The 19,779-nt window shown below is 37.5% G+C and carries 19 protein-coding genes and 1 pseudogene; 8 read left to right on the forward strand and 12 right to left on the reverse strand.

The genetic code is table 11. From position 1 onward, the window contains the following. Window positions 1–603: 603 nt before the first annotated feature. The 3 genes from AC3Y25_RS12995 (at window position 604) to AC3Y25_RS13005 (ending at window position 4,348) form a co-directional block, all read left to right on the forward strand. On the forward strand, window positions 604–981 hold the full coding sequence (locus AC3Y25_RS12995) for a hypothetical protein (protein ID WP_236673041.1): 378 nt from the start codon (window positions 604–606) through the stop codon (window positions 979–981). A 265-nt stretch (window positions 982–1,246) separates the two neighbouring features. Beyond that, window positions 1,247–3,220 carry a TonB-dependent siderophore receptor gene (locus AC3Y25_RS13000; RefSeq protein ID WP_489903035.1) on the forward strand — a complete coding sequence of 658 codons (1,974 nt, stop codon included), beginning with the start codon at window positions 1,247–1,249 and terminating at the stop codon, window positions 3,218–3,220. 21 nt (window positions 3,221–3,241) lie between these two features. After that, complete coding sequence (locus tag AC3Y25_RS13005) at window positions 3,242–4,348, forward strand: PepSY-associated TM helix domain-containing protein (RefSeq protein ID WP_111290890.1); 1,107 nt, start codon at window positions 3,242–3,244, stop codon at window positions 4,346–4,348. Window positions 4,349–4,518: 170 nt separating this feature from the next. On the opposite strand, the gene AC3Y25_RS13010 is transcribed toward AC3Y25_RS13005, so the two are convergent. From AC3Y25_RS13010 to AC3Y25_RS13020, 3 genes are read right to left on the reverse strand one after another with little or no spacing between them, the layout of a single operon-like run. Beyond that, a complete protein-coding gene (locus AC3Y25_RS13010) occupies window positions 4,519–5,754 on the reverse strand; it encodes a sensor histidine kinase (protein WP_489903036.1) in 1,236 nt (411 codons plus the stop codon). 40 nt (window positions 5,755–5,794) lie between these two features. Next, a complete protein-coding gene (locus tag AC3Y25_RS13015) occupies window positions 5,795–6,235 on the reverse strand; it encodes a response regulator (RefSeq protein ID WP_109194853.1) in 441 nt (146 codons plus the stop codon). A gap of 13 nt (window positions 6,236–6,248) precedes the next feature. Next, window positions 6,249–7,919, reverse strand: a complete 1,671-nt coding sequence (locus tag AC3Y25_RS13020; RefSeq protein ID WP_489903037.1) for an ATP-binding protein — start codon at window positions 7,917–7,919, stop codon at window positions 6,249–6,251. A gap of 446 nt (window positions 7,920–8,365) precedes the next feature. On the opposite strand from AC3Y25_RS13020, the gene AC3Y25_RS13025 reads away from it, so the two are divergent. Continuing rightward, window positions 8,366–8,596, forward strand: coding sequence for a hypothetical protein (locus tag AC3Y25_RS13025; RefSeq protein WP_111290896.1), 231 nt, complete (start codon window positions 8,366–8,368; stop codon window positions 8,594–8,596). Window positions 8,597–9,052: 456 nt separating this feature from the next. Here AC3Y25_RS13025 and AC3Y25_RS13030 read toward each other — a convergent pair whose 3' ends face one another. The 7 genes and pseudogenes from AC3Y25_RS13030 to AC3Y25_RS13060 form a co-directional block, all read right to left on the reverse strand. After that, window positions 9,053–9,523, reverse strand: a complete 471-nt coding sequence (locus AC3Y25_RS13030; protein ID WP_278022765.1) for a hypothetical protein — start codon at window positions 9,521–9,523, stop codon at window positions 9,053–9,055. 88 nt (window positions 9,524–9,611) lie between these two features. Next, the gene (locus AC3Y25_RS13035; RefSeq protein WP_109193304.1) at window positions 9,612–10,796 is read right to left on the reverse strand and encodes a DUF3570 domain-containing protein; all 1,185 of its coding nucleotides are present in this window, start codon (window positions 10,794–10,796) and stop codon (window positions 9,612–9,614) included. Between the two features lie 18 nt (window positions 10,797–10,814). Beyond that, the gene (locus AC3Y25_RS13040; protein WP_489903038.1) at window positions 10,815–11,048 is read right to left on the reverse strand and encodes a DUF4266 domain-containing protein; all 234 of its coding nucleotides are present in this window, start codon (window positions 11,046–11,048) and stop codon (window positions 10,815–10,817) included. After that, window positions 11,045–11,938 carry an FAD:protein FMN transferase gene (locus AC3Y25_RS13045; RefSeq protein WP_489903039.1) on the reverse strand — a complete coding sequence of 298 codons (894 nt, stop codon included), beginning with the start codon at window positions 11,936–11,938 and terminating at the stop codon, window positions 11,045–11,047. Before AC3Y25_RS13045 ends, AC3Y25_RS13040 begins: the two co-directional genes overlap by 4 nt. A 40-nt stretch (window positions 11,939–11,978) precedes the next feature. Then, window positions 11,979–12,413, reverse strand: coding sequence for a thioredoxin family protein (locus AC3Y25_RS13050; RefSeq protein ID WP_109193307.1), 435 nt, complete (start codon window positions 12,411–12,413; stop codon window positions 11,979–11,981). Window positions 12,414–12,523: 110 nt separating this feature from the next. Next, window positions 12,524–13,213: pseudogene (locus AC3Y25_RS13055) on the reverse strand (VIT1/CCC1 transporter family protein). Continuing rightward, window positions 13,203–13,622, reverse strand: coding sequence for a hypothetical protein (locus AC3Y25_RS13060; RefSeq protein ID WP_240622578.1), 420 nt, complete (start codon window positions 13,620–13,622; stop codon window positions 13,203–13,205). The pseudogene AC3Y25_RS13055 and the gene AC3Y25_RS13060 overlap by 11 nt, the downstream one beginning before the upstream one ends. A 265-nt stretch (window positions 13,623–13,887) precedes the next feature. Here AC3Y25_RS13060 and AC3Y25_RS13065 point away from each other — a divergent pair, with 265 nt between their 5' ends. Next, window positions 13,888–14,316, forward strand: coding sequence for a hypothetical protein (locus AC3Y25_RS13065; protein WP_109193309.1), 429 nt, complete (start codon window positions 13,888–13,890; stop codon window positions 14,314–14,316). Window positions 14,317–14,417: 101 nt separating this feature from the next. Here the strand turns inward: AC3Y25_RS13065 and AC3Y25_RS13070 are convergent, their stop codons facing one another. Next, complete coding sequence (locus AC3Y25_RS13070; RefSeq protein ID WP_489903040.1) at window positions 14,418–15,926, reverse strand: sensor histidine kinase; 1,509 nt, start codon at window positions 15,924–15,926, stop codon at window positions 14,418–14,420. A gap of 124 nt (window positions 15,927–16,050) precedes the next feature. Continuing rightward, window positions 16,051–16,341 (reverse strand): TIGR03643 family protein, encoded by a 291-nt coding sequence (locus tag AC3Y25_RS13075; RefSeq protein ID WP_109193311.1) that lies wholly within the window; start codon window positions 16,339–16,341, stop codon window positions 16,051–16,053. Between the two features lie 267 nt (window positions 16,342–16,608). Here AC3Y25_RS13075 and AC3Y25_RS13080 point away from each other — a divergent pair, with 267 nt between their 5' ends. The 3 genes from AC3Y25_RS13080 to AC3Y25_RS13090 all read left to right on the forward strand — a co-directional run bounded on the left by AC3Y25_RS13080 (window position 16,609) and on the right by AC3Y25_RS13090 (window position 19,414). Then, entirely contained in the window at window positions 16,609–17,292 is a 684-nt protein-coding gene (locus AC3Y25_RS13080; RefSeq protein ID WP_489903041.1) for an SDR family NAD(P)-dependent oxidoreductase, read from the forward strand. 12 nt (window positions 17,293–17,304) lie between these two features. After that, window positions 17,305–18,717 (forward strand): SDR family oxidoreductase, encoded by a 1,413-nt coding sequence (locus AC3Y25_RS13085; RefSeq protein WP_489903042.1) that lies wholly within the window; start codon window positions 17,305–17,307, stop codon window positions 18,715–18,717. Between the two features lie 196 nt (window positions 18,718–18,913). Further along, window positions 18,914–19,414: a response regulator gene (locus AC3Y25_RS13090; RefSeq protein ID WP_489903043.1), complete on the forward strand. Its 501-nt coding sequence runs from the start codon at window positions 18,914–18,916 to the stop codon at window positions 19,412–19,414. Window positions 19,415–19,779: the final 365 nt, after the last annotated feature.

Consider the following 19,779-nt stretch of genomic DNA (forward strand, 5'->3'; position numbering starts at 1 on the left):
GTAATTTATTTTTTACGTAACTGGCCCAAAAGCAGAAATAAAGGATATCACTTTCAAAATGCCAATTTTCGTGGGGTTATACTGAAGAATTTTTAGGAGCTCTTCCCGCTATACGTTCCAATCTTTTGCGCCGAACCCCGCCGAAAAAGGATTTCCACTGCTATCGGGGCTAAAAAGTTAAAAAGACAATTCGGAAACAAACCAATTTTTTGCTTTAGTGAAGCAACAGTTATATTTGAAAAAACGAGAGCGGGAAATTCAGTGGCTTTACAAATTTGGTTTAGTTATCCTGTTAAGGATTGATGTAAAATGAAAAAAACAACCTATTTATTGGGTAAGATTGTCGTGACATTGCCACGACAATTGATCTTCAATTATGTCTTGACGGTCGCATTATTATGGTTATGCAATTGTTCTTTATTAGATTAACTTTTTAATGTTAACACCTTGAATTATGTTAAAAAAAACAGGTATGAGAGAACCGTTTTAATCCCAAGTATTATAAATAGACAAAGTGGTGTTTTTTGGTAAAGAAAACAAGAACTTTATTTAAGATAAAAACAAAAAAGAGTACTTTTGCGCTCCATAAACAAAACAATAACTTTGAAAAAGTATCTAATCGTATTGCTTGGCTGCATTATTTTAGTGCCATCATTTGGCAGTGTTTTTGTTTATGTATCTTTTAAACTAGAGCAGCAAGAAATTGTAAAAACAATCTGCGTACAGCGAAAAATGGTTTTTAATACCTGTAACGGACGCTGTGAACTTCAAAAAAGTCTAAAGAAATACGACGACAACGAAAAGAAAATGCAGAACAACCTTAAAGAAAAAACAGAGTTGGTTTACATTTTAAACACTTCAAATAAGACTTTCAAATTATTAGAACCTATTGAAATCAAAGCTGGCTTTTCGGCTAGATTCGACAATAAGCCTGTTTCTGTTTTAACAGAGACTTTCCGTCCCCCTTCTCTTTTTATATAAATTATAATTTCCATTGCAATTCCTATTGGAATAATTTTTCATTGTTGTATAACAATGAAAGATTGCTTGCACTTTAATAAAATTAAAATTATATAAAAATTACAAAATGAAAAAAGTACTATTTTTTGCGGCAGCTTTGACGGCTTCACTACAAATCTATGCGCAAAAAAAAGACAGCATATCGGGCAAATATACCTTAATGGACGAGGTGATTATTGAAGGAGTCAGAAAGTCCAAAGATGTTTCCAGTGAACTGGCTTCTAAATTGCCACTCAAGAACCTGGAAAATCCTCAGGTGACCGCTTCGGTCTTACCGCAGCTTATTAAAAACAGAAATTTTTTCACTCAAGGCGAAATGCTCAAAAATGCCACAGGTGTTGCGCCCAGCTGGGCAGGAATTTCACCTTATTATTCCATCCGGGGATTTCGTACCCGATCGAGCTTCAGAAATGGCGTAAACGGTTATGTGGCCTCTGATATGGATCCGGCAAACATCGCCCAGTTAGAAGTAATTAAAGGACCAAGTGCTGTAATTTTTGGCGGAGGCGGCGCAACTATGATTACTTTTGGAGGACTAATTAATCGGGTTACCCTAAAACCACAACAGACCACTTTTGCTGACATTACTGTAATGGGCGGATCTTACAATCTGCAACGTGCAACTCTTGATATCAATACACCTCTTGACAAAGATGGAAAGGTTCTTGCCCGTTTAACCGGCGCTTATAACTACAATGATACTTTTCAGGACCAGGGTTTTTCAAAAACATTTTTTTTAGCTCCAAGTATTTCTTATAAAATCAGCTATGATTTAAATATTCAGCTTGATGCCGAAATTTTAAACAAAACCGCTACCAACAATCCGCTTTACCAGGTGGCTTTGGGGACTGCTAAATCAGCAGATGAACTCCATTTGGATTATTACCGTTCTTTCAATGACAACTCACTTACACTCAATAATAAGGCAGTAAATATTTACGGAAAAGTCATTTACAGGCTTTCAGAGAATTGGAAATCGGAAACCAATTTAATTTCAGTCAATAATAAAACTCCGGGCGATTACATCCGATTAAGATTAGATGATAACAGCCAGAATGTGACGCGAAGAGTGTACAGAATGTATCCGGAAAACATTACCAGCCAGCAGATCCAGCAGGATTTTGTGGGGAATTTCAAAATTGGCAGTGTGAAAAACCGGCTGATTGCGGGGGTTGAATACTATCATTATCTCTATGGGATTGCCAGTAAATCTATGAATTTTACTAAAGTTTCAGCTGCTGGGACAGATCCTGAGAATGCTAATTTTAATAATGAATACATTTCCGGTCAATTGGCCTTAAAACCCTATGGAGAGAATTATAAGGCAATTCAGGATCATTATTCCCTATATATTTCAGACGTTATCAACCCTTTGGAGAATTTAAGTGTAATGCTTAGTGCCCGAATCAATTACATCAATAACAAAGGGACTGAGGATTTATTAACAGCGACAACTACCGGGGATTACACACAAACGGCTGTTTCTCCGAAATTGGGAATCAATTACCAGATTATCCCTGAAAGAATAGCATTATTTGCTAATTATATGAATGGTTTTCAGCCGCAGGCACCGCAGTCGGTAAACGGGCAGATGACCAATTTCCAGCCCGTTTATGGAAACCAGTGGGAATCGGGAGTTAAAGTTTCCCTGAAAAAGAACCTGTTGGATGCCGTTTTGAGCTATTATAATATTGATCTAACCAATGCGGTAAGACAAAATCCAAATGATACGGCTTCCTATCTGCAGGATGGCGAGCAGCGCAGTAAAGGTTTTGAAGCAGATTTAGAATCAAATCCGATGAAAGGACTGTTTTTGCATGCTGGTTTTGCTTATAATGACAGTAAACTTATTGTTTCCGATGCACTTACTCAAGGGCTAAGGCCTGTAGATGCCGGTCCCAAACTTTCCGGAACCTGGTACGTGAATTACGCTCCGCAGTCAAAAGCTTTAAATGGCTTTTCATTAGGTATAGGCGGCAGTCATTATGGTAAAGATCTGATGATCAATAATATCAATGGCTCTTTTTATACGAATCCTTATACGGTAATCAACTCGGTGCTGAGTTTTGAGAAAACCCGTTATGTATTTTCACTTTCTGCCAATAACCTGCTCAACGAACATTATTGGTATGGCGGCCGTGGTATGGTTACTCCGGGAACCCTTCGCCAGGTGATTTTATCTTTGAAATTAAAATTGTAATGCTGTAATTCAGAACTTCCATTGAAAAAAATTACAAAGACCTCATTTAAACTGCACAGCTGCCTCGGATTGTTTTTCGGGGTACTGTATCTGTTTTTTGGAATTTCGGGCGCTTTATTGGTTTTTAAAAAAGAGATTGAGTATTTCAATAATCCGCCAATGCATTGCTGTGTAAAGGGCAGTAAAACCATTTCATTAAACCAGATGTATCATAAAGTCTCTGAGAGGTATCCCCAGGCGCGGCAGATCATGCTGCAGACTTTTCCCAGAAATAGCTGCGACACCTATGAATTTATGATTTTTAATTATCAGGATAATGTCAGCGATAATTATCTCTATTGCTGTATGGTAGACCCTTATTCTGGAAAAATTGTAGCAGAAGGCAGTTTTAGCTCTTTACAATCGCCTTTTTTCCGCTGGCTGTATGCTGCGCATTATTCCCTTTTAATTGATAAACCAGGCAGGCTTATAACGGCCATTGCGGCCATTGCATTAATTTTAAACTTAATTACAGGTGTGATCATTTATCGCAAAAAGATATTTGCTGTACTTGTTTTTAAAGAGAAGTTAAATCGTAAATCTTCCAGAACCCTTTATTCTTCGCTGCACAGGATTATTGGTGTCTGGACCCTGTTGCTTAATTTTATTCTTTTTTTTACAGGTTTCTGGATGAATAAAAGTCTTTTTTTACCTTCTGAATGGGAATTAATTTCTAAGAAAGAACAGAATTATCGGACAAGGGCAAATATTGACCAGGTGATAAAACATGCCCGGGAAATTCCAAATTTCAATCCAATTGCCGTAAAAATAGCTGCTGATAAAAAAACGGATATTATAGTAAGCGGTGAGTTTTCTGATACCCAAAACCCGCTGTATTTTGGTAAAGGCAGCGACGTTTATTATGACAGTGATAACGGAACTTGGATCAAAACCATACGCATTGAAGAAAAATCATTTTCCGACCGGTTTTATTGGATCATGAAACAGCTTCACAGGGGGGATTATGACAGTTTTTGGATAAAAATTTTGTATGTAATTGCCGGATTCAGTCCTGCAATACTTTCTATTACGGGATTTATTCTTTGGAAAAGAAAAGGCAGAAAAGAAATATCTAAAAAACACAAATAATAAAATGCCTGTTTTGTGATTTTAAAACTCGTTTAAATGGGGCTCCTGCTATGAGTTTAAAAATGTTTTTAATGCTCTTACATGCACTAATACGATAATTGAACAAATAGCGTGCAATGCCATTTTCCTTATTATCTAATAGATTTCTAAGGCTAAAATTAAATATAAATTTAAAATTTTTGTTTAATTACTGGGATATAAATGTTGAATAAAACGCCCTTGTTTAAATTACCATCAGCGGTTATAATTCCATTATGATTTTCTACAATTTTCTTTACAATAGCCAGACCAATTCCCGTTCCGGGATATTCCTCAATGTGATGGAGTCTTTGAAATATGATAAAGACAGTCTCGTTGTATTGAGCTTCAAAGCCAATTCCATTATCTTTAAAAGTAAGATTCCAATAGTCACAAACCTGCGTACTACCTGGCAGATTAAGCAGCTTGAATTCACTGTACTTAAGTATAGTAGATTGTATGGTAATATGAAGTTCAATATCAGGTATAGAGAACTTTAAGGAGTTTGATATCAGGTTATAGATAAGCTGGCGAAATTGGAATGGCCTTATATAGGCAGGCACTAATCCGTTTATTTTAAAAACAGCTTTTTTTTGATCAATTGCATCTGAAAATTCTGATTTAATATCTTCGATTACAGCACTCAAATCACTCACTTCATAGGGATGTTCCAGTACACTCACTTTTGAAAATTCCAGTAAATCTTCAATAAGCTGTCTCATTCTTGTTGCCGAGACATGTATGCGTTTCAAATTGTTTTTTCCCGCCTCAGTCATCGTGTTGATCTCTTTTTCCATTATAATGGAAATGAAAGTCTGAATTTTTCGCAGCGGTTCCTGCAGGTCATGGCTTGAGATAAAATTAAAAGCAAGCAGTTCTTTATTTGCATTCAATAGCTCAATTGCTCTTTTTTCCTTCTCCGCATTTTGGAGTTCGAGTTCCTGATTTGTCTTAAGCAGTGCTGCAGTCTGTATTTTTAGTTTTTCAATAAGCTCTTCTTTCTGAACTAATTCTTCTGCTTCTTTCAGGGCACGATTTATTTTTTGGATCAGGGATGAGAAATTATTTTTGGAAACATAATCCGTAACACCTTCTTTTATAAGCATGACAGCATTTTCTTCCCCAATAGTACCTGAAATTATGACAAAGGGTATATTAAGGCTCCTGTCTTTTACTATATTAAACGCAGAAACAGCATCAAATGAAGGCAGCGTATAATCTGATAGGATAATATCGGGCAAAAATGTATCAAGAGATTCTTCAAAAACATTTCTTGAATCGACTATTTTTGTTACAAACGACACCCCTGATTTTCTCAAGTGACGGATTAATAAATCTGCATCAGAAGTATTGTCTTCTAATATCAATGCTCTAATATCTTTTTTCATTTACTATAGAATCATAGTTTTAGGAATATAAGTTAAATCCTTAATTAGCAGGCTGGCTCAGGATCATCCAATACATCCCAAGTTCTTTTATTGCATTAAAAAAGTTGTTGCTGTCTACAGGTTTTACAATGTAACTGTTAGCACCAAGACTATAACATTCTGCAATGTCCGGATCTTCCTGGGAAGAGGTAAGAATGACTATTGGAATAGATTTAAGCGCATCATCGCTTTTGACTTTTTCCAATACCTGCATTCCTGACATCTTGGGCATTTTTAAATCCAAGAGAAGAAGTTTGGGATGTAATTTTGGATTTCTCTTTGAATAGATTCCCCTGCAGTACAGAAAATCAAGCGCTTCGGCGCCATCCTTGACATGCAGGAGTTTGTTTGTAAAGCCGCTTTTATTAAGAGCGCGCACGGTCAGCATAGCATCTTCCATGCTGTCTTCGGCAAATAAAATTTCAATATCTTCGTAATCCATTTTTTTTGTTTTTTTAATGTTTAATATTCGGCAGGCTGAAGTAAAATTCAGCACCTTCATCTAGTTTTGATTCTGCCCAAACTGCTCCCGAATGCCGGCTGACAATTTTTTGCACAATCGCCAGTCCAATGCCTGTTCCTGTAAATTCTTCCTGCGAGTGCAGACGCTGGAAAACGCCAAACAATTTATCATAATAAGCCATATCGAATCCTGCACCCCAATCTTTTATACTGTAGATGATTTTGTGGTCTTGCAACGTTGATGTTATTTTGATTTTTATCTCTGGCTTGTATTTTGAATATTTTATAGCATTAGAGATTAGATTGATCCAAACCTGTTTGATCAGTGAGGAATCTCCATTTGCTGGGGCAAGTTCTTCAATTTCAAAAATGGGTGTATTTTCACCTTTTTCAAATGTTATATCATTTATGACTCCATTTACTAGTGAGGTCATATTTATATTGCTAGATGAGACCTCTTTGCGTCCTAATTTGCTGAAAGCAAGCAGGTCATCGATCAATATTCCCATTTTATTGGAGTTGTTGACTATGGCTTGGATGATTTTTTTTCCATCATCATCTATTGAATCTGCATGGTCCTCTATCAGTATTTGTGTATAACCGTTAATCGCCCGAATAGGTGCACGCAGATCATGTGAAACTGAGTAGGAAAATGATCCCAGTTCTTCCTGCGCTTTTTTTAGTTCATCATTAGCCAGGGTCAGTTCACTGCTTCGCTTTTCCTGATAGGCAAGTTCTCTGTTTTTAACTATTAATTCTGCAGCCCTTTTTAGCTTTTCCACTTTTCTTTTCTCTTTCAAAATCTTTTCTGAAGCAAGTTTTTTGTTGGCTATTATAAGTTCAGCAGCACGTTTTTCTTTTTCAATACTCTGAATAGCCAGTTCTTTATTGGCGTTAATTAATTCTTCTGCTCGTTTTTCTTTTTGTTCATTCTGAAATTTTAATTCTTTATTTGCAATGATTAATTCTGCAGCACGGTCTTCCTTTTCCTTATTTTGAAAAGCAAGTTCTTTATTTGCAATAACTAACTCAGATGATCTTTTTTCCTTTTCCTGAGCTTGGACAGCCAGCTGTAAAAATTGTGTTTTGGAAAGTGTTATGTCTGTTGCTATTTTTAAGACCTTATAAGGTTTCCCTTGAGTATTGAAAATAGGATTATAACTGCCCGAAAACCATATTAATTTGCCGTTTTTCGCCGTCAGGATAAATTCGTCCCTTTGATGAATACCTTTTTTCAGGCTGTTCCAAAAAAACTGATACGCATTTGATTTTGAATAGGAGGGATCAACTAAAAGACTATGATGCTTTCCCAGCAAATCTTTTGCAGTGTAGCCCATAATTTTGAGGAAATTTTTATTGGCATTTAAAATATTGCCATCCATATCGAACTCAACAGATGCGTTTGTGGTGTTTATAGCATTTGTTAGATTTAACAAATACTGTTCATTTGCATCAAGTTGTTCTTTAAGTGCTAAAATTTCAGGTTCTATTTGCTTATTGTGAAATTCGGCTTTAATGCTGTTGCTAAAAGGCTGAACTGCTTTTTTTGATATTTTGATTTTCTGAAGTGGTAACTTTTCTCCTGTGGGATGTACCTTATTCTCTGAATTATTTTCATCAGAAAGCACTACTTCCTTAATACCATTTTTTTCTTTAATGCTCATAGTAAGCGATGTTTTATTTGAAAAATAACGGCAGTAATTTGCTGGAAAAGCACCTATATTTTAATAATTATTTAGAACGTATACCTTGATGGTAAATGAGGTAATTTTTATACTAAGCGAATATAGGTAAATAAAATGGTTATACAAGTTAATATCTTAGGCAGCGGCTATAATGCATATAATTTAGATATTTATTATAATTAGATTAATGGTAATTACAGCTATAAATCTGAACTGGAATTAATGTCAAAAAATTACCATAAATCAATAGAGAAAAATACCTATAAACTTAGAGTGACTTCGAATCATAGATCAGCTTAGATTAAATCTTTAATAAAGCTACATTAAGACTATTGGGGATTGATGTAAAATGCTTTCTAAACATTGATGAACATATAATAGTAATGTGCAAAGTCATTTGATTTGGATTTTTCTTTTCGAAAAGTATGGAAGCTGAACTCTTGCTGTTCTCACCGATCCTGATGATTAAAAATATGGTGAATGGCAAAACTGGCATAGTGCCTTTAACTTCAGGGATGGATGATGAAATGAGGGAAATTTCTAAAGATCCAGATGTGCAACAGAAACTTAAATTTTCATTTGTTGGCCCTAAGAATACTGTAAAAAAAAATGACTTTTATCTTTCCTTAAGCACAATAAAATCAATGAAAGCATAAGTGTTTCAACTATTTTTAATTTTAAAGACAGAATTAAGTTCACCCAGCTTTCACTGAAGTAATGAAAGAAATCAATGGTACTTTTGCAAGTTTAGATCTAACAAATTAAATTCGAGCTGTCCATAAAAATTGTATAAAATACGTGTAAATTTAAGTTAGTTACAAAGGACCTTAATTCTATTGTAATAGTGCTTATTATTTTTGAATAAAAGTCAGTTATAAATATCAATTCCTTTCTGATTTATTTGTAAATTAACATCTGTTTCATGGAAAGGGTTCATTGTACTTAAATTAAGTCATGAACCCTTTTTTTATGAATCTAAATCATTGCAGCCGTTTTAAAACCGATCTGTAAAATAGACTGATTGAATAGCTTTTATGGATTATATTTTAAAATATGAGGTATTGGCTGCTCTTTGAAGATAAAAAAAGAGGCTCCCCAAAGCCTCTTTTAAATTAATGTTTACCATTTCCTTTTCCCTTGCCATTTCCATTATGGTTTCCATTATCATGGTGGCTTTTATCTTTATTGTTTCCTTTTCCTGGCTTTTGTCCTATTGTTTTTTGAGGTTTTCCTTTATAGCCCTTTGCATATTTTACTTTATGGGATTTAAAGCTGTCGTAAGGCCTGTCTCCTCTGTAATCAGTCAGTACTACTTTATATTCATTATAAAGATCATAGTTTCGATAGGCAGAGGGAAGTGATCTGGTTCGCACCCATTTTCCGTTACTGAGATAAACATAATTGGACGTGCTTACATCGTAATAGGTTTCAAGATCCGGCAGATAATAATAACGGGCATCCGCATAACCGGCAGGTCCCCAGGCAGGAGGTGTTCCTATGTTTACATTTACTGATACCTGAGCCTGAGCGTAACCAAATGAAAGGAATAATACCCCGATCAAAAAATATTTTAAAGTTTTCATGATTTTACTTTTAAATTCATTATTATATTTGGATAAAAACAATAAACATGCCGTAAATTCATATCCATTACACTTGTTTGATTATGTGTTATTTATATTTTATGTTGATGCTGATAATATCAGAAGTCATATTGGTAGTTCTGGTATAATGCCCATAACGAATCTCCAGCGTATTCCAATGCTTGAGCCCAAAAATTCCATTAAGAGGTGTGAATTTCATTCCCATCCCAAAGAAACTGCTGTCAAACTTAGACAAATCATAGTTGCTGGTATAATATTCATCAGAAGCGGTGTGTTCGCCGTACGGTTTAAAATATTTCGTTCCTGTCTGTGTATAATACCTGTAGAACGGACTCACAGAAAACGCCTGTGTTAATTTTACAGGAATTTCAAGGTCAGCCGTATGTGCTTTCAGGCTCCAGTCATCGGTATAATATCTGTAATAAGCGCGAATAATTACGTTATCTCCCAAGAAATAACTGGCCCTTATTCCCAATGGGATTTTAAGTCTTGTATCGGGCATTTTTTCCTGATGGACAGAGCCGTCAGCAAAATAAACCCTGTGAAAAGGAAGACTTAAATAGCCATTCTGGCTGATGACGTCCCCTACAAGCATTAGCTGCAGGTTTTTGTTTACAACCTGGGAGTAGCTCAAAGTCCCTGCAAAAGTATTTCTGTTAGCACTTTCATAACCTTCACTTCCCGGAGCACGAAGTTCAACGGGCTCAATTAATTTGAGCTGATCTATAAAGGTCTGGAATTTGGCCGTGAATTCCCCGTTTCTGTCTTTTGTTTTCTGCGAGAAGGCAATATTTCCTCCAAAAGACTGGTAATCAAATTCCGTTGATGATGAAACGCCGATTCCAAGCGTTCTTCCTTTTTCTTCATTTTCCCTAAGGTAGGTCAAAGAAGGGTAGAAGCGGTTGTCTGAAGACGATGCAGATGAATTAGCGCTCAGGTCAATCATATCTGATGAAGCAGAGGTATAATGGTCAATACCGGCTTCAATATCAAAGGTATGCTTGATTCCGGTCTGGCCGTATTTTACCAGCTTAACATCAATGGTATTGGCAATATCAGTTAGATGCTCAGAACCGATTCCACCCGTAACGGCTGAATTGTTTCCGTCTTGTTTATAATAGCTCGAAACCAGATTAACTTCTTCCAATTTTAATTTATTGCTTTTATAACTGGTAGAATCGGCCGGGACATTCTGCGCCCTTGCCTGAAATAATGCCAATAATGCAAATCCTGTAATGAATATTCTTTTCATTTTTTGATCGTATGAAAATTAGTTACAGCCACAGCCGCCGCCGCTTTTTCCTGAATTGGCCACGGAAGCTCCCTCACGGTAGGATTGAAAACTAAGTTCTGTCTTTTCTATTTTCCTGTTGGAAAGTACCATTTCAGAATCGTTGATTTTTCCTTTCTGGTATTCCTTTACAGAGGTGCAGGATGTGAGAAGAATGCCTGTTAAAGCAATACTGCATAAAAGCACGAGATTTTTTTGCCTTGGCTTTTTCATTTCAGGTTAATGTTTTTAGAAGTGTAAATTTTGTTGTTGTCGTCAATTATAATACAAAATAGATCCGGTATCTGATCTATTAAAAACAAGCCTGCTTTAATCCCCATTACCGCTATAGGAGTTGCCATAGCATCTGCAAATTCTGCATTTGAGGCGATAATGGTCACGCTTTTTATTCCCGATATCGGAAGTCCTGTTTTTGGGTCAATGGTATGCGAATATTTTTTTCCGTTAATGGTCACGAATTTTTCATAATTGCCCGAGGTTGCCACCGCCTTATTTGAGATTTCCATATAGGAGAATGCCGCATTTGGCGAGTCAGGATCAGCCACACCGATGGTCCATTTTTTGCCGTTGGGCTGCAGTCCCCATGCCGAAAGATCTCCGCTGGCATTAATTATGCCGCTCTGTACATTATGTTTTATAAGAATTTGTTTTGCCATCTCGGCAGCATATCCTTTTCCGATACCTCCAAAACCAATCCGCATTCCTTTTCCTTTTAGAAATACTGTTGTATTTTCCCTGTCAAGTATAATATTTCGGTAATCAATAAGGTGTACCATTTTGAGAGCGGTCTGGGCATCAGGAAGACTGGTCATGGATTTGTCAAAATTCCACAGACTTTTGTCGATACTTCCATAAGAAATATCAAATGCACCTTGTGTGATTCTCGAAATTCCGATAGATCTTTCAATAAGATTAAAAACCTCCAAATCTACTTTAACGGGTGCTATTCCTGCGTTATCATTGATCAGATTGGTCTGGCTGTCCTGTTTATAGGTAGTCAAAAGTTTTTCAATCCGTTTGATTTCCTGGGTGGCAAGTGCAATATTCTCATTTCCTGTTTTTTCATTTTCAGCAACAACTGTTATGGTAAAGCTGTTCCCCATGAGTTTTAGGGACTCGGAATATTTTTGGTTTTTAAGCATGTTATTTTCGGCTCTCACAGATCGCTTTTATTTCGGCAGTCCACTGTTCAGGAGTAGATTCGGGTTTTCCATGCCAGGTTTTAAGCACTTTTCCATCGGCATCCAAAAGAAGCGTCAGGGGAAAATTTCCTTCCTTGTTGTATATTTCGGCTAAATCTTCATTTCGTTTAACCTGCTGCGGTGTTCCGATATTTTTCTTTTTCCTTGGAAAATCAGCATTAACAAGTACCAGATTTTCATTTGCCATCTCTGAGAATACCTGGCTTTCAAGATAATCTCTGCGCGTCACAATGCAGGGTCCGCACCAGTCTGAACCCGAGAAGTTGAGCAGTATTAATTCATGTTTTTCTTTTGCTGTTTTTTTTGCATTATTAAAATCAGGTTCCCAGTTAATGGGAAGCACGGTCATTAAAAGCAATAATGTAATTAGTTTCATTTTGCAGTCTGTTTTTAGGTATATACGAAATAACGCATTGCTGCGATTCTTATTTTTTTTAATTGCTTAAGATTCAATTAATTTTTACTCCGGCTTCAGGACTGTTTTTCTTAAGCCGTATGAACCCCGAAAATATAACCGACCAAGGCTGAGGCTGCCATTGCAAAAGTTCCCCAGATGCAGATACGCATTACAGCTTTCAGCGTATGGGATCCCCCGGCCTTAGCGGCCAGCATTCCCGATAATGCCAAAAAGAGTATTGAAAAACCATACTGGTACAATACCATTTCTTTTATGGGAGCGAAAATAGCCACCAGCAGCGGCAGCAAGCCCCCTATGACAAAAGATACAGCTGATGCGAAAGCGGCCATTAAGGGATTAGCCTGGGTAATTTCATTGATTCCGAGCTCATCTCTCGCATGTGTTTGAAGTGCATTATGGGCTGTCAATTCGACTGCAACCTATTTTGCCAGTTCACTGTTCAGCCCGCGCTTCATATAAATATGGGTCAGTTCCTCAAGCTCTGATTCAGGCATATTTTTAAGTTCCTCTTTCTCGCGGGTAAGATCAGCAGTTTCAACATCAGCCTGAGAGCTTACCGATACGTATTCGCCTGCGGCCATGGACAATGCACCTGCCACTAAACCGGCTGTTGCCGCCAGCAGAATAGGTTCTCTGCTCACGCTTGCAGCTGCCACGCCAATAGCCAGGCTGGTGGTGGATAAAATTCCGTCATTGGCGCCCAGAACTGCTGCCCTCAGCCACCCGCTTCTGGTGATGTAATGATTTTCAGCTTCCATGATTTTTTTGCATTAATTTAACCCAGTCCCGATTTTCAGATATTTTTGGACTGCCTCCAAAATTGGTTTTCAGCAGTTCCCTGATCTGAAATTGTGTCTTGTTCCGGGTGCTGTTTTTCCATTCATTAAAATCGTAAATATGAATCTGCTCTGCATTAGGATTTGCAATAAAAGAGATTCGGGATATGGAATACTTATATTTCTTCAGTTCATTTAAAGTACTGCGGCTGGGAACCACAATAAGTATGTTTTCCCAGTTCAGATAATCTTTAGCAATGTCATCTCTTTGCTCCAGTCCCAGAGACTCAAAGAAGGCTTTAATTTTTTGATTATTTAACCCTTCAATTTTTTTATCTATGTTTTTAAGAGTGTCCGAGAGAATCTCTCTATCCATAACATCCATTTTCATAGGTCTATAATTTCCAAATAAAATTACTTCAAAATACCTTTGGTTATCAGGCTGCTGCCGTTAGAATGATTCTAAATTTTATTCAGGCTTTTATTGCAGGATTAAATTGCAGGATTAAATTGCAGTAAGTTAGCAGTACAATAACAGTATCGGCTTTTTAAAATGATGCGGCTCCTGGTCATGGCATCAGTAATGAAACATAATGAAATCAGGGTAACTTTTTAAAATTGAATAGGAGAATTAAATTTAACAAAGGAAAGTCTTCATGTATACCATAAATACACAGCTGGCATATTTTAACTGCAGTTTTAATTCTAAAAGGTTAATTCTAAATCTCAAATGGTTCAGACTTGACAAGGCCGATAGTTCCAGTTTAAACGCACTGTGCTTTAATAGTACTGAGCTTGAGCAGTTTCAGGCTTTTATAGGGCAAAATCCACTTAACTTTCCAGGTCAGTCTTTTGTGGAGCCCACTAAAATAGAAGAATTTGTTTTTTTTATAAACGGTAATGTTCCGCAGGGAATATTGTCATTTTACCCTGTTCTTTCAAAAAATGCAGATACAGACACTCATCCTTCAATTCATCAGGTCATGAAAATTGTCCTCACCGATGAAAATTATCAGCCTGCTGCCCATTACACATTGGATTTTGATGTGATTGGCAAGATTGAAATTTACAGGAATGCAAAATAAAAAAAATATGTGTTTATGAAGCTGTCTAATATTATTTTATCAGACAGATTGCTGTTATTTGTAAAATTGCTCTAACGGCGGGAAGTTGTAAATTTCAATTTCTACAGCGTATCGGCTTTTTGTTGTAAAGGAAGGGTCACCGTAAATTCAGCGCCGTTGTCCTTTTCCCCGGCTGCAGTTATTTTACCATTATGCCTTTCGGCAATCTTTCTGCACAGGGCAAGCCCAAGGCCATTTCCCTCGTACTGGTCTTTGGAATGCAGTCTTTCAAATGCCGTAAAAATCTTTTCTGCAAATTCAGCCTCAATTCCAATACCATTATCCTTTATTTTTATCTGTACAAAATCCTGGCCGTCACTATTGATGATGCTGCTTGTTATGATAATCCTTGGAGGCTGGTCCGCTTTGGAAAATTTTAAGGCATTTTGCAGGAGGTTATAGAAAAGCTGGTTAATTAAAATCGGGGCTCCCTGAATCTGTGGAAGATCAGAAGTAACTAAAATAGCACCTTTTTCCCTTATTATGAGCTCAAGGTCTATTTTTATGTCTTCAATAACCTTATTAAGATTAATTGTTTCTATAACCTGTGAAGTTTTGTCAAGGGTGGAATAGGTCAAAATTCCCTCTATGATATTTTCCATTCTCTGGGCGGACTGGCTTACTTTATGAAGGTATTTTTTAGATTTTTCATTAACATTTTCTTCTATGTCATTTCGTAAGAGTGTATTGAAAATTTTAATTTTTCGCAGCGGCTCTCGAAGATCGTGGCTCACTACGCTGGCAAAATGCATCAGATCACGATTGGAACGCGTGAGCTCATTTGTACGGCTTGCGACCTGCTTTTTTAGTTCCTCCTGAAATTCCTTATGCTCGTGTATATCCTGAACAATACCAATGATGGTCTTTGCAGACCCGTCCTTGTCCTTGATAATCTTTCCATTGATTTTAGCCCAGCGGTAGGCGCCGTCATCATTTAAAATCCGCGCTTCATAGCATATTTTTCCCGTTTCCTCGGACTGCTGGTGCGCTTTTTCGCGCGCATGAAGGTCCTCTGGGTGCAGCTTTGCAATTAAATCGTCATTTGTTGTTTCGCTTCCAATCGAGCAGATCGTATTGAAATTTGCTGAAGTCTTGATTTTTTTGGTTTCAAGGTCTATTTCATAACTTCCTATCCCGGAACTTTCTATGGCTATGGTTAATTTTTCATTTGCTTTCAGGGTTTCTTCTTTTGCTTTGTGCAGATCTGTGATGTCAGCGCCGGTGTTAAGCACGCCATAGACTTTTCCATGCTCGTCAAAAAGCGGAATAAAACTATAATTAAAGTAATATTCGGTCATAATTCCCTGCATGACCAGATCTACTTTTCTGCCCACAGCATGAAAGGCAGTTCCGGTTTTAAGAACGCCAAGGGCCTCATCGAGAATCTGCTGGTTTTCAATTTCAGGAACCACGCTGAGATAGGTTTTTCCAAGCACATCATTTCCTTTGCCCCATGTTTTGACCATGGCATCATTGGCCAGTGCAATTTCTAAATTATCTCCCACATACACCCCGACGGGAAGAGGGATAGCATCAATTATATTTTGTAGAAGCCCTGGATTTCGGTACATAGCGTTAGGTTTGATTGGTGTTTTGGTCTTTAATGGCGAATATACTGGTTTTTAAAAAGTTTCCTGTTACAGGGATTCCATATTTTTTATCATAATTCCAATAATTGGCAGGTAATCATTTTTATTATTTCTTCTTTGCTATTTTGTTATTGGAAATGCCCCGCTGCTCTCTGCACTTAAAGCGGCTGATCTGCTCACAGCGTTTCTGCAGATGCTTTGTTTTACAATTTTCTACCCTTTTACGCCAAAGTATATAACTGCCGGTTTTGAGTTCCTTCTTCATTAAAGTTTTTACATCAGCTTCCTTAAGCGCAAACTGGTGTTCAATAGCCTCAAAAGGGGTTCTGTCTTCCCATGCCATTTCAATAATGCGGTCCAGGTCACGATCAGCAAACTGCTGTTTTAATTTTTTCATGATTGTATTTTTTGAGGGATTCTCCTTGAAGAATTGAGAAGAGCATAGCTAATTTAGATAAAATAATTTTTATTTTGTTTAATATTTATTTAAAATTGTCAAACAATTGTTATCTTTAAGATACTAAGATAACTTTATGCTAAAACACAGTTTAGCTTTTTTGATAATTAATAAAGAATATCTTATTTTATTAATAAAGAATATCTTATTTTATTGAAAATCATAGCACAAACAGTCCTCCCAGCTCTTAAATTTAATCTTAAAAAAATGAAAACTATTGTAATTGTTGGCGGCAGTAAAGGAATAGGGAATGCTGTTGTAATGCAGAATCTGGAAAACTGCCGGATTATCAATATCAGCAGGACAGCTCCTGATATTACCCATCCGAATTTAATTCATTTTGCAATCGATGTGCTCGGGGATCCTTTGCCTGAATTTGAAAGTATGGATGCCCTGGTTTATTGTCCGGGATCTATAAACCTGAAACCCATTCTGGGCTTAAGCCTGGATGATTTCAGAAATGATTTTGAAATTAATGTGGTGGGAGCAGTCAAAGTGATTCAGCATTATCTGCCTGCGTTAAAGAAAGGGGAAAAACCTTCTATTGTTTTATTCAGCAGTGTTGCGGCAAAACTCGGAATGCCTTTTCATGCCAGTATTGCGGCCTCGAAAGCAGCAGTAGAGGGTCTGGTTAAATCGCTCGGCGCCGAGCTTGCCCCGTTAATCCGTATCAATGCTATTGCCCCGACTATTACAGAGACTTCTTTGTCAGGATCTATTTTAAGAAACGACCGTATGAAAGAAAATATGATCGAGCGCCACCCCTTGAAAAATTACCTCAAGCCCGCAGAGGTGGCCCGTATGGCAGGGTATCTTATCTCTAAAGATGCAGCATCAATTTCAGGCCAGATTTTCGCGATGGATTATGGTTTGGTAAGCTTTAAATTGTAAAACAGCTCAGAGATGAAAATTCTTTTAACAGGCGCTACAGGTTATATCGGCAAGAGGCTGCTGCCCTTGCTGCTGGATCACGGAAATGAAGTAATCTGCTGCGTTCGGGATAAAAACAGGTTTTATTTTCCTGAACAGTTTAAAAATAAAATACAGGTCATTGAAGCTGATTTTCTGGATCCGGAAAGTCTTAAAAATATCCCTGATGATATAGATGCAGCTTATTACCTGATCCATTCCATGTCCGGCGCTTCCAATTATGATGAATTGGAAAGCATTTCGGCACATTATTTCATTGAAAAAATAAACCAGACAAATGCAAAACAGATTATTTACCTCAGCGGAATTGTAAATGATAAATCACTATCCAAACATTTATCATCAAGAAAGGCGGTGGAAGATATTTTAAAGACCGCAGCAGTGCCGTTAACTGTACTTCGGGCGGGAATAATAGTAGGATCAGGAAGCGCCTCTTTTGAAATAATACGCGATCTGGTGGATAAACTGCCTATTATGGTTACCCCTAAATGGCTCAATACAAAATGCCAGCCGATTGCCATCAGCGATGTTTTGGAATTTTTAATTCGCTCGCTGTTAAACCCAGTAGTTTATAATGAAAGTTTTGATATCGGGGGACCTGATATTTTGACCTACAAGGAAATGCTGCTGGAGTTTGCCAGAGTAAAAAAACTCCAAAGATACATTTACACCGTACCGGTGATGACCCCGAAATTATCGTCTTACTGGCTGTATTTTGTGACTTCAACTTCTTTTAAGCTGGCCTCGGCGCTGGTTAGCAGCATGAAAGTGGAAGTCATCTGCGGAGATAACAGAATTAATAATTTACTTGGAGTTACACCGATCTCTTACCAGCAGGCATTAGAAAGGGCTTTGAAAAAGATCAGTGATGATGATATTATTTCGAGCTGGAAAGATTCACAAGTAAGCGGACAGTTTAAGGGAAATGTTTCCCAATACCTGAAGGTTCCAAAAAAGGGATGTTACATTGACAGGAGAAAAAGAACAATTATAAACAGGGAATATACCATCGCACGGATCTGGTCCATAGGTGGGGACACAGGATGGTATTATGCCGATTGGCTTTGGGATCTACGTGGGTTCATCGATAAGATTTTTGGCGGTGTAGGCACAAGGAGGGGAAGAACACATAAAAAGGAAATACATGCAGGAGATGCGCTGGATTTTTGGAGGGTGGTATACGCCGATAAGAAGCAGGGCAAACTGCTTTTATATGCCGAGATGAAACTTCCCGGCGAAGCCTGGCTGGAATTTAAAATAATCAACAATACCTTATATCAGGCGGCCACTTTTAAACCGTGCGGGATTATGGGTAGGCTGTACTGGTATGCTGTCTTGCCATTCCATGGATTTATATTTAACGGCATGCTTAAAAAACTAATTTAAGGGATTGTCGGATAACATGGGCTTAGCCTGTGGACTATTTTACAGCAGGGGGTATATTGTACGGGCATAATTCTGTTTTCAATATTTCGCAGTTTAAAAGGGTTTGTAAAATGAGATCCTTTGACCATTAATTTTGTACGGCATAATTTCATTTGGGCATTTTTAGTACATTTGGAAATTATAAAACCGCTTCAATATGATAAGTGCTGAGAATCCGGATGCTGAAAGCCCAAAAGAAAAAGAGCCGATAAAAATTCTGCTGGCCGAGGATGATACCGAAGACCAGGAATTATTCATCGATGCCCTGGATGAAGCGCAGATTGCTTCTGAGGTAACGACCGTTGAAAATGGGCAGGAGCTCCTCGATACGCTCAGGGATGAATCGCAGAGCGATCCCGATATTATTTTTATAGATGTCAATATGCCCGTTAAAGGGGGCAAAAAGGCGCTGGAAGAAATAAAGAAAGACGATGATCTTCGTGGCATTCCCACCGTTATGCTCTCCACCTGGGATCATCCTGCCGATATTGAAGATACCTTTGCTAAAGGGGCAGACCTTTATGTGCAGAAACCAAATTCTTTTAACGCTTTTGTGCTGCTGCTGAAAAAAGTCTTTCTTCTGCACTGGGCAAAAGCCTTATTGGGTCCGGTGAGAAATTTATTTTTTGTTTCGGAAAAGAATGTCGGAAAGGGGTAAATGATTGCTTTTTAGTCTGCGTGTTTGATCTTGCGCGCTCCTATAATTGATTTGGCTAATTTAGTTTCAGGCTGCTCAGGGAACTTTATAAAACTTCGGGCTGTCGAAAATCCGGTCTATAGTATCCCGGGGCAATTTTATATGATATTATTTTTTTGGAGCTCTTCTGCTATACGTTCCACCCGAGCGCAGCGAACTTGCGAAGCAATCTTTTGCACCAAACACCAGCACAAAAGGATTTTCACTGCTATCGGGGCTAATAGGGAAAGGGCGTATCTATTTTTTCGAATTTATCTAATATTATATATTGTTTATTTAGTATCAAAAAATTACAATAAACCAAAAGAGAAAAAAAACTTATATCA

The sequence above is a fragment of the Flavobacterium sp. LK-23 genome, from assembly GCF_058135255.1.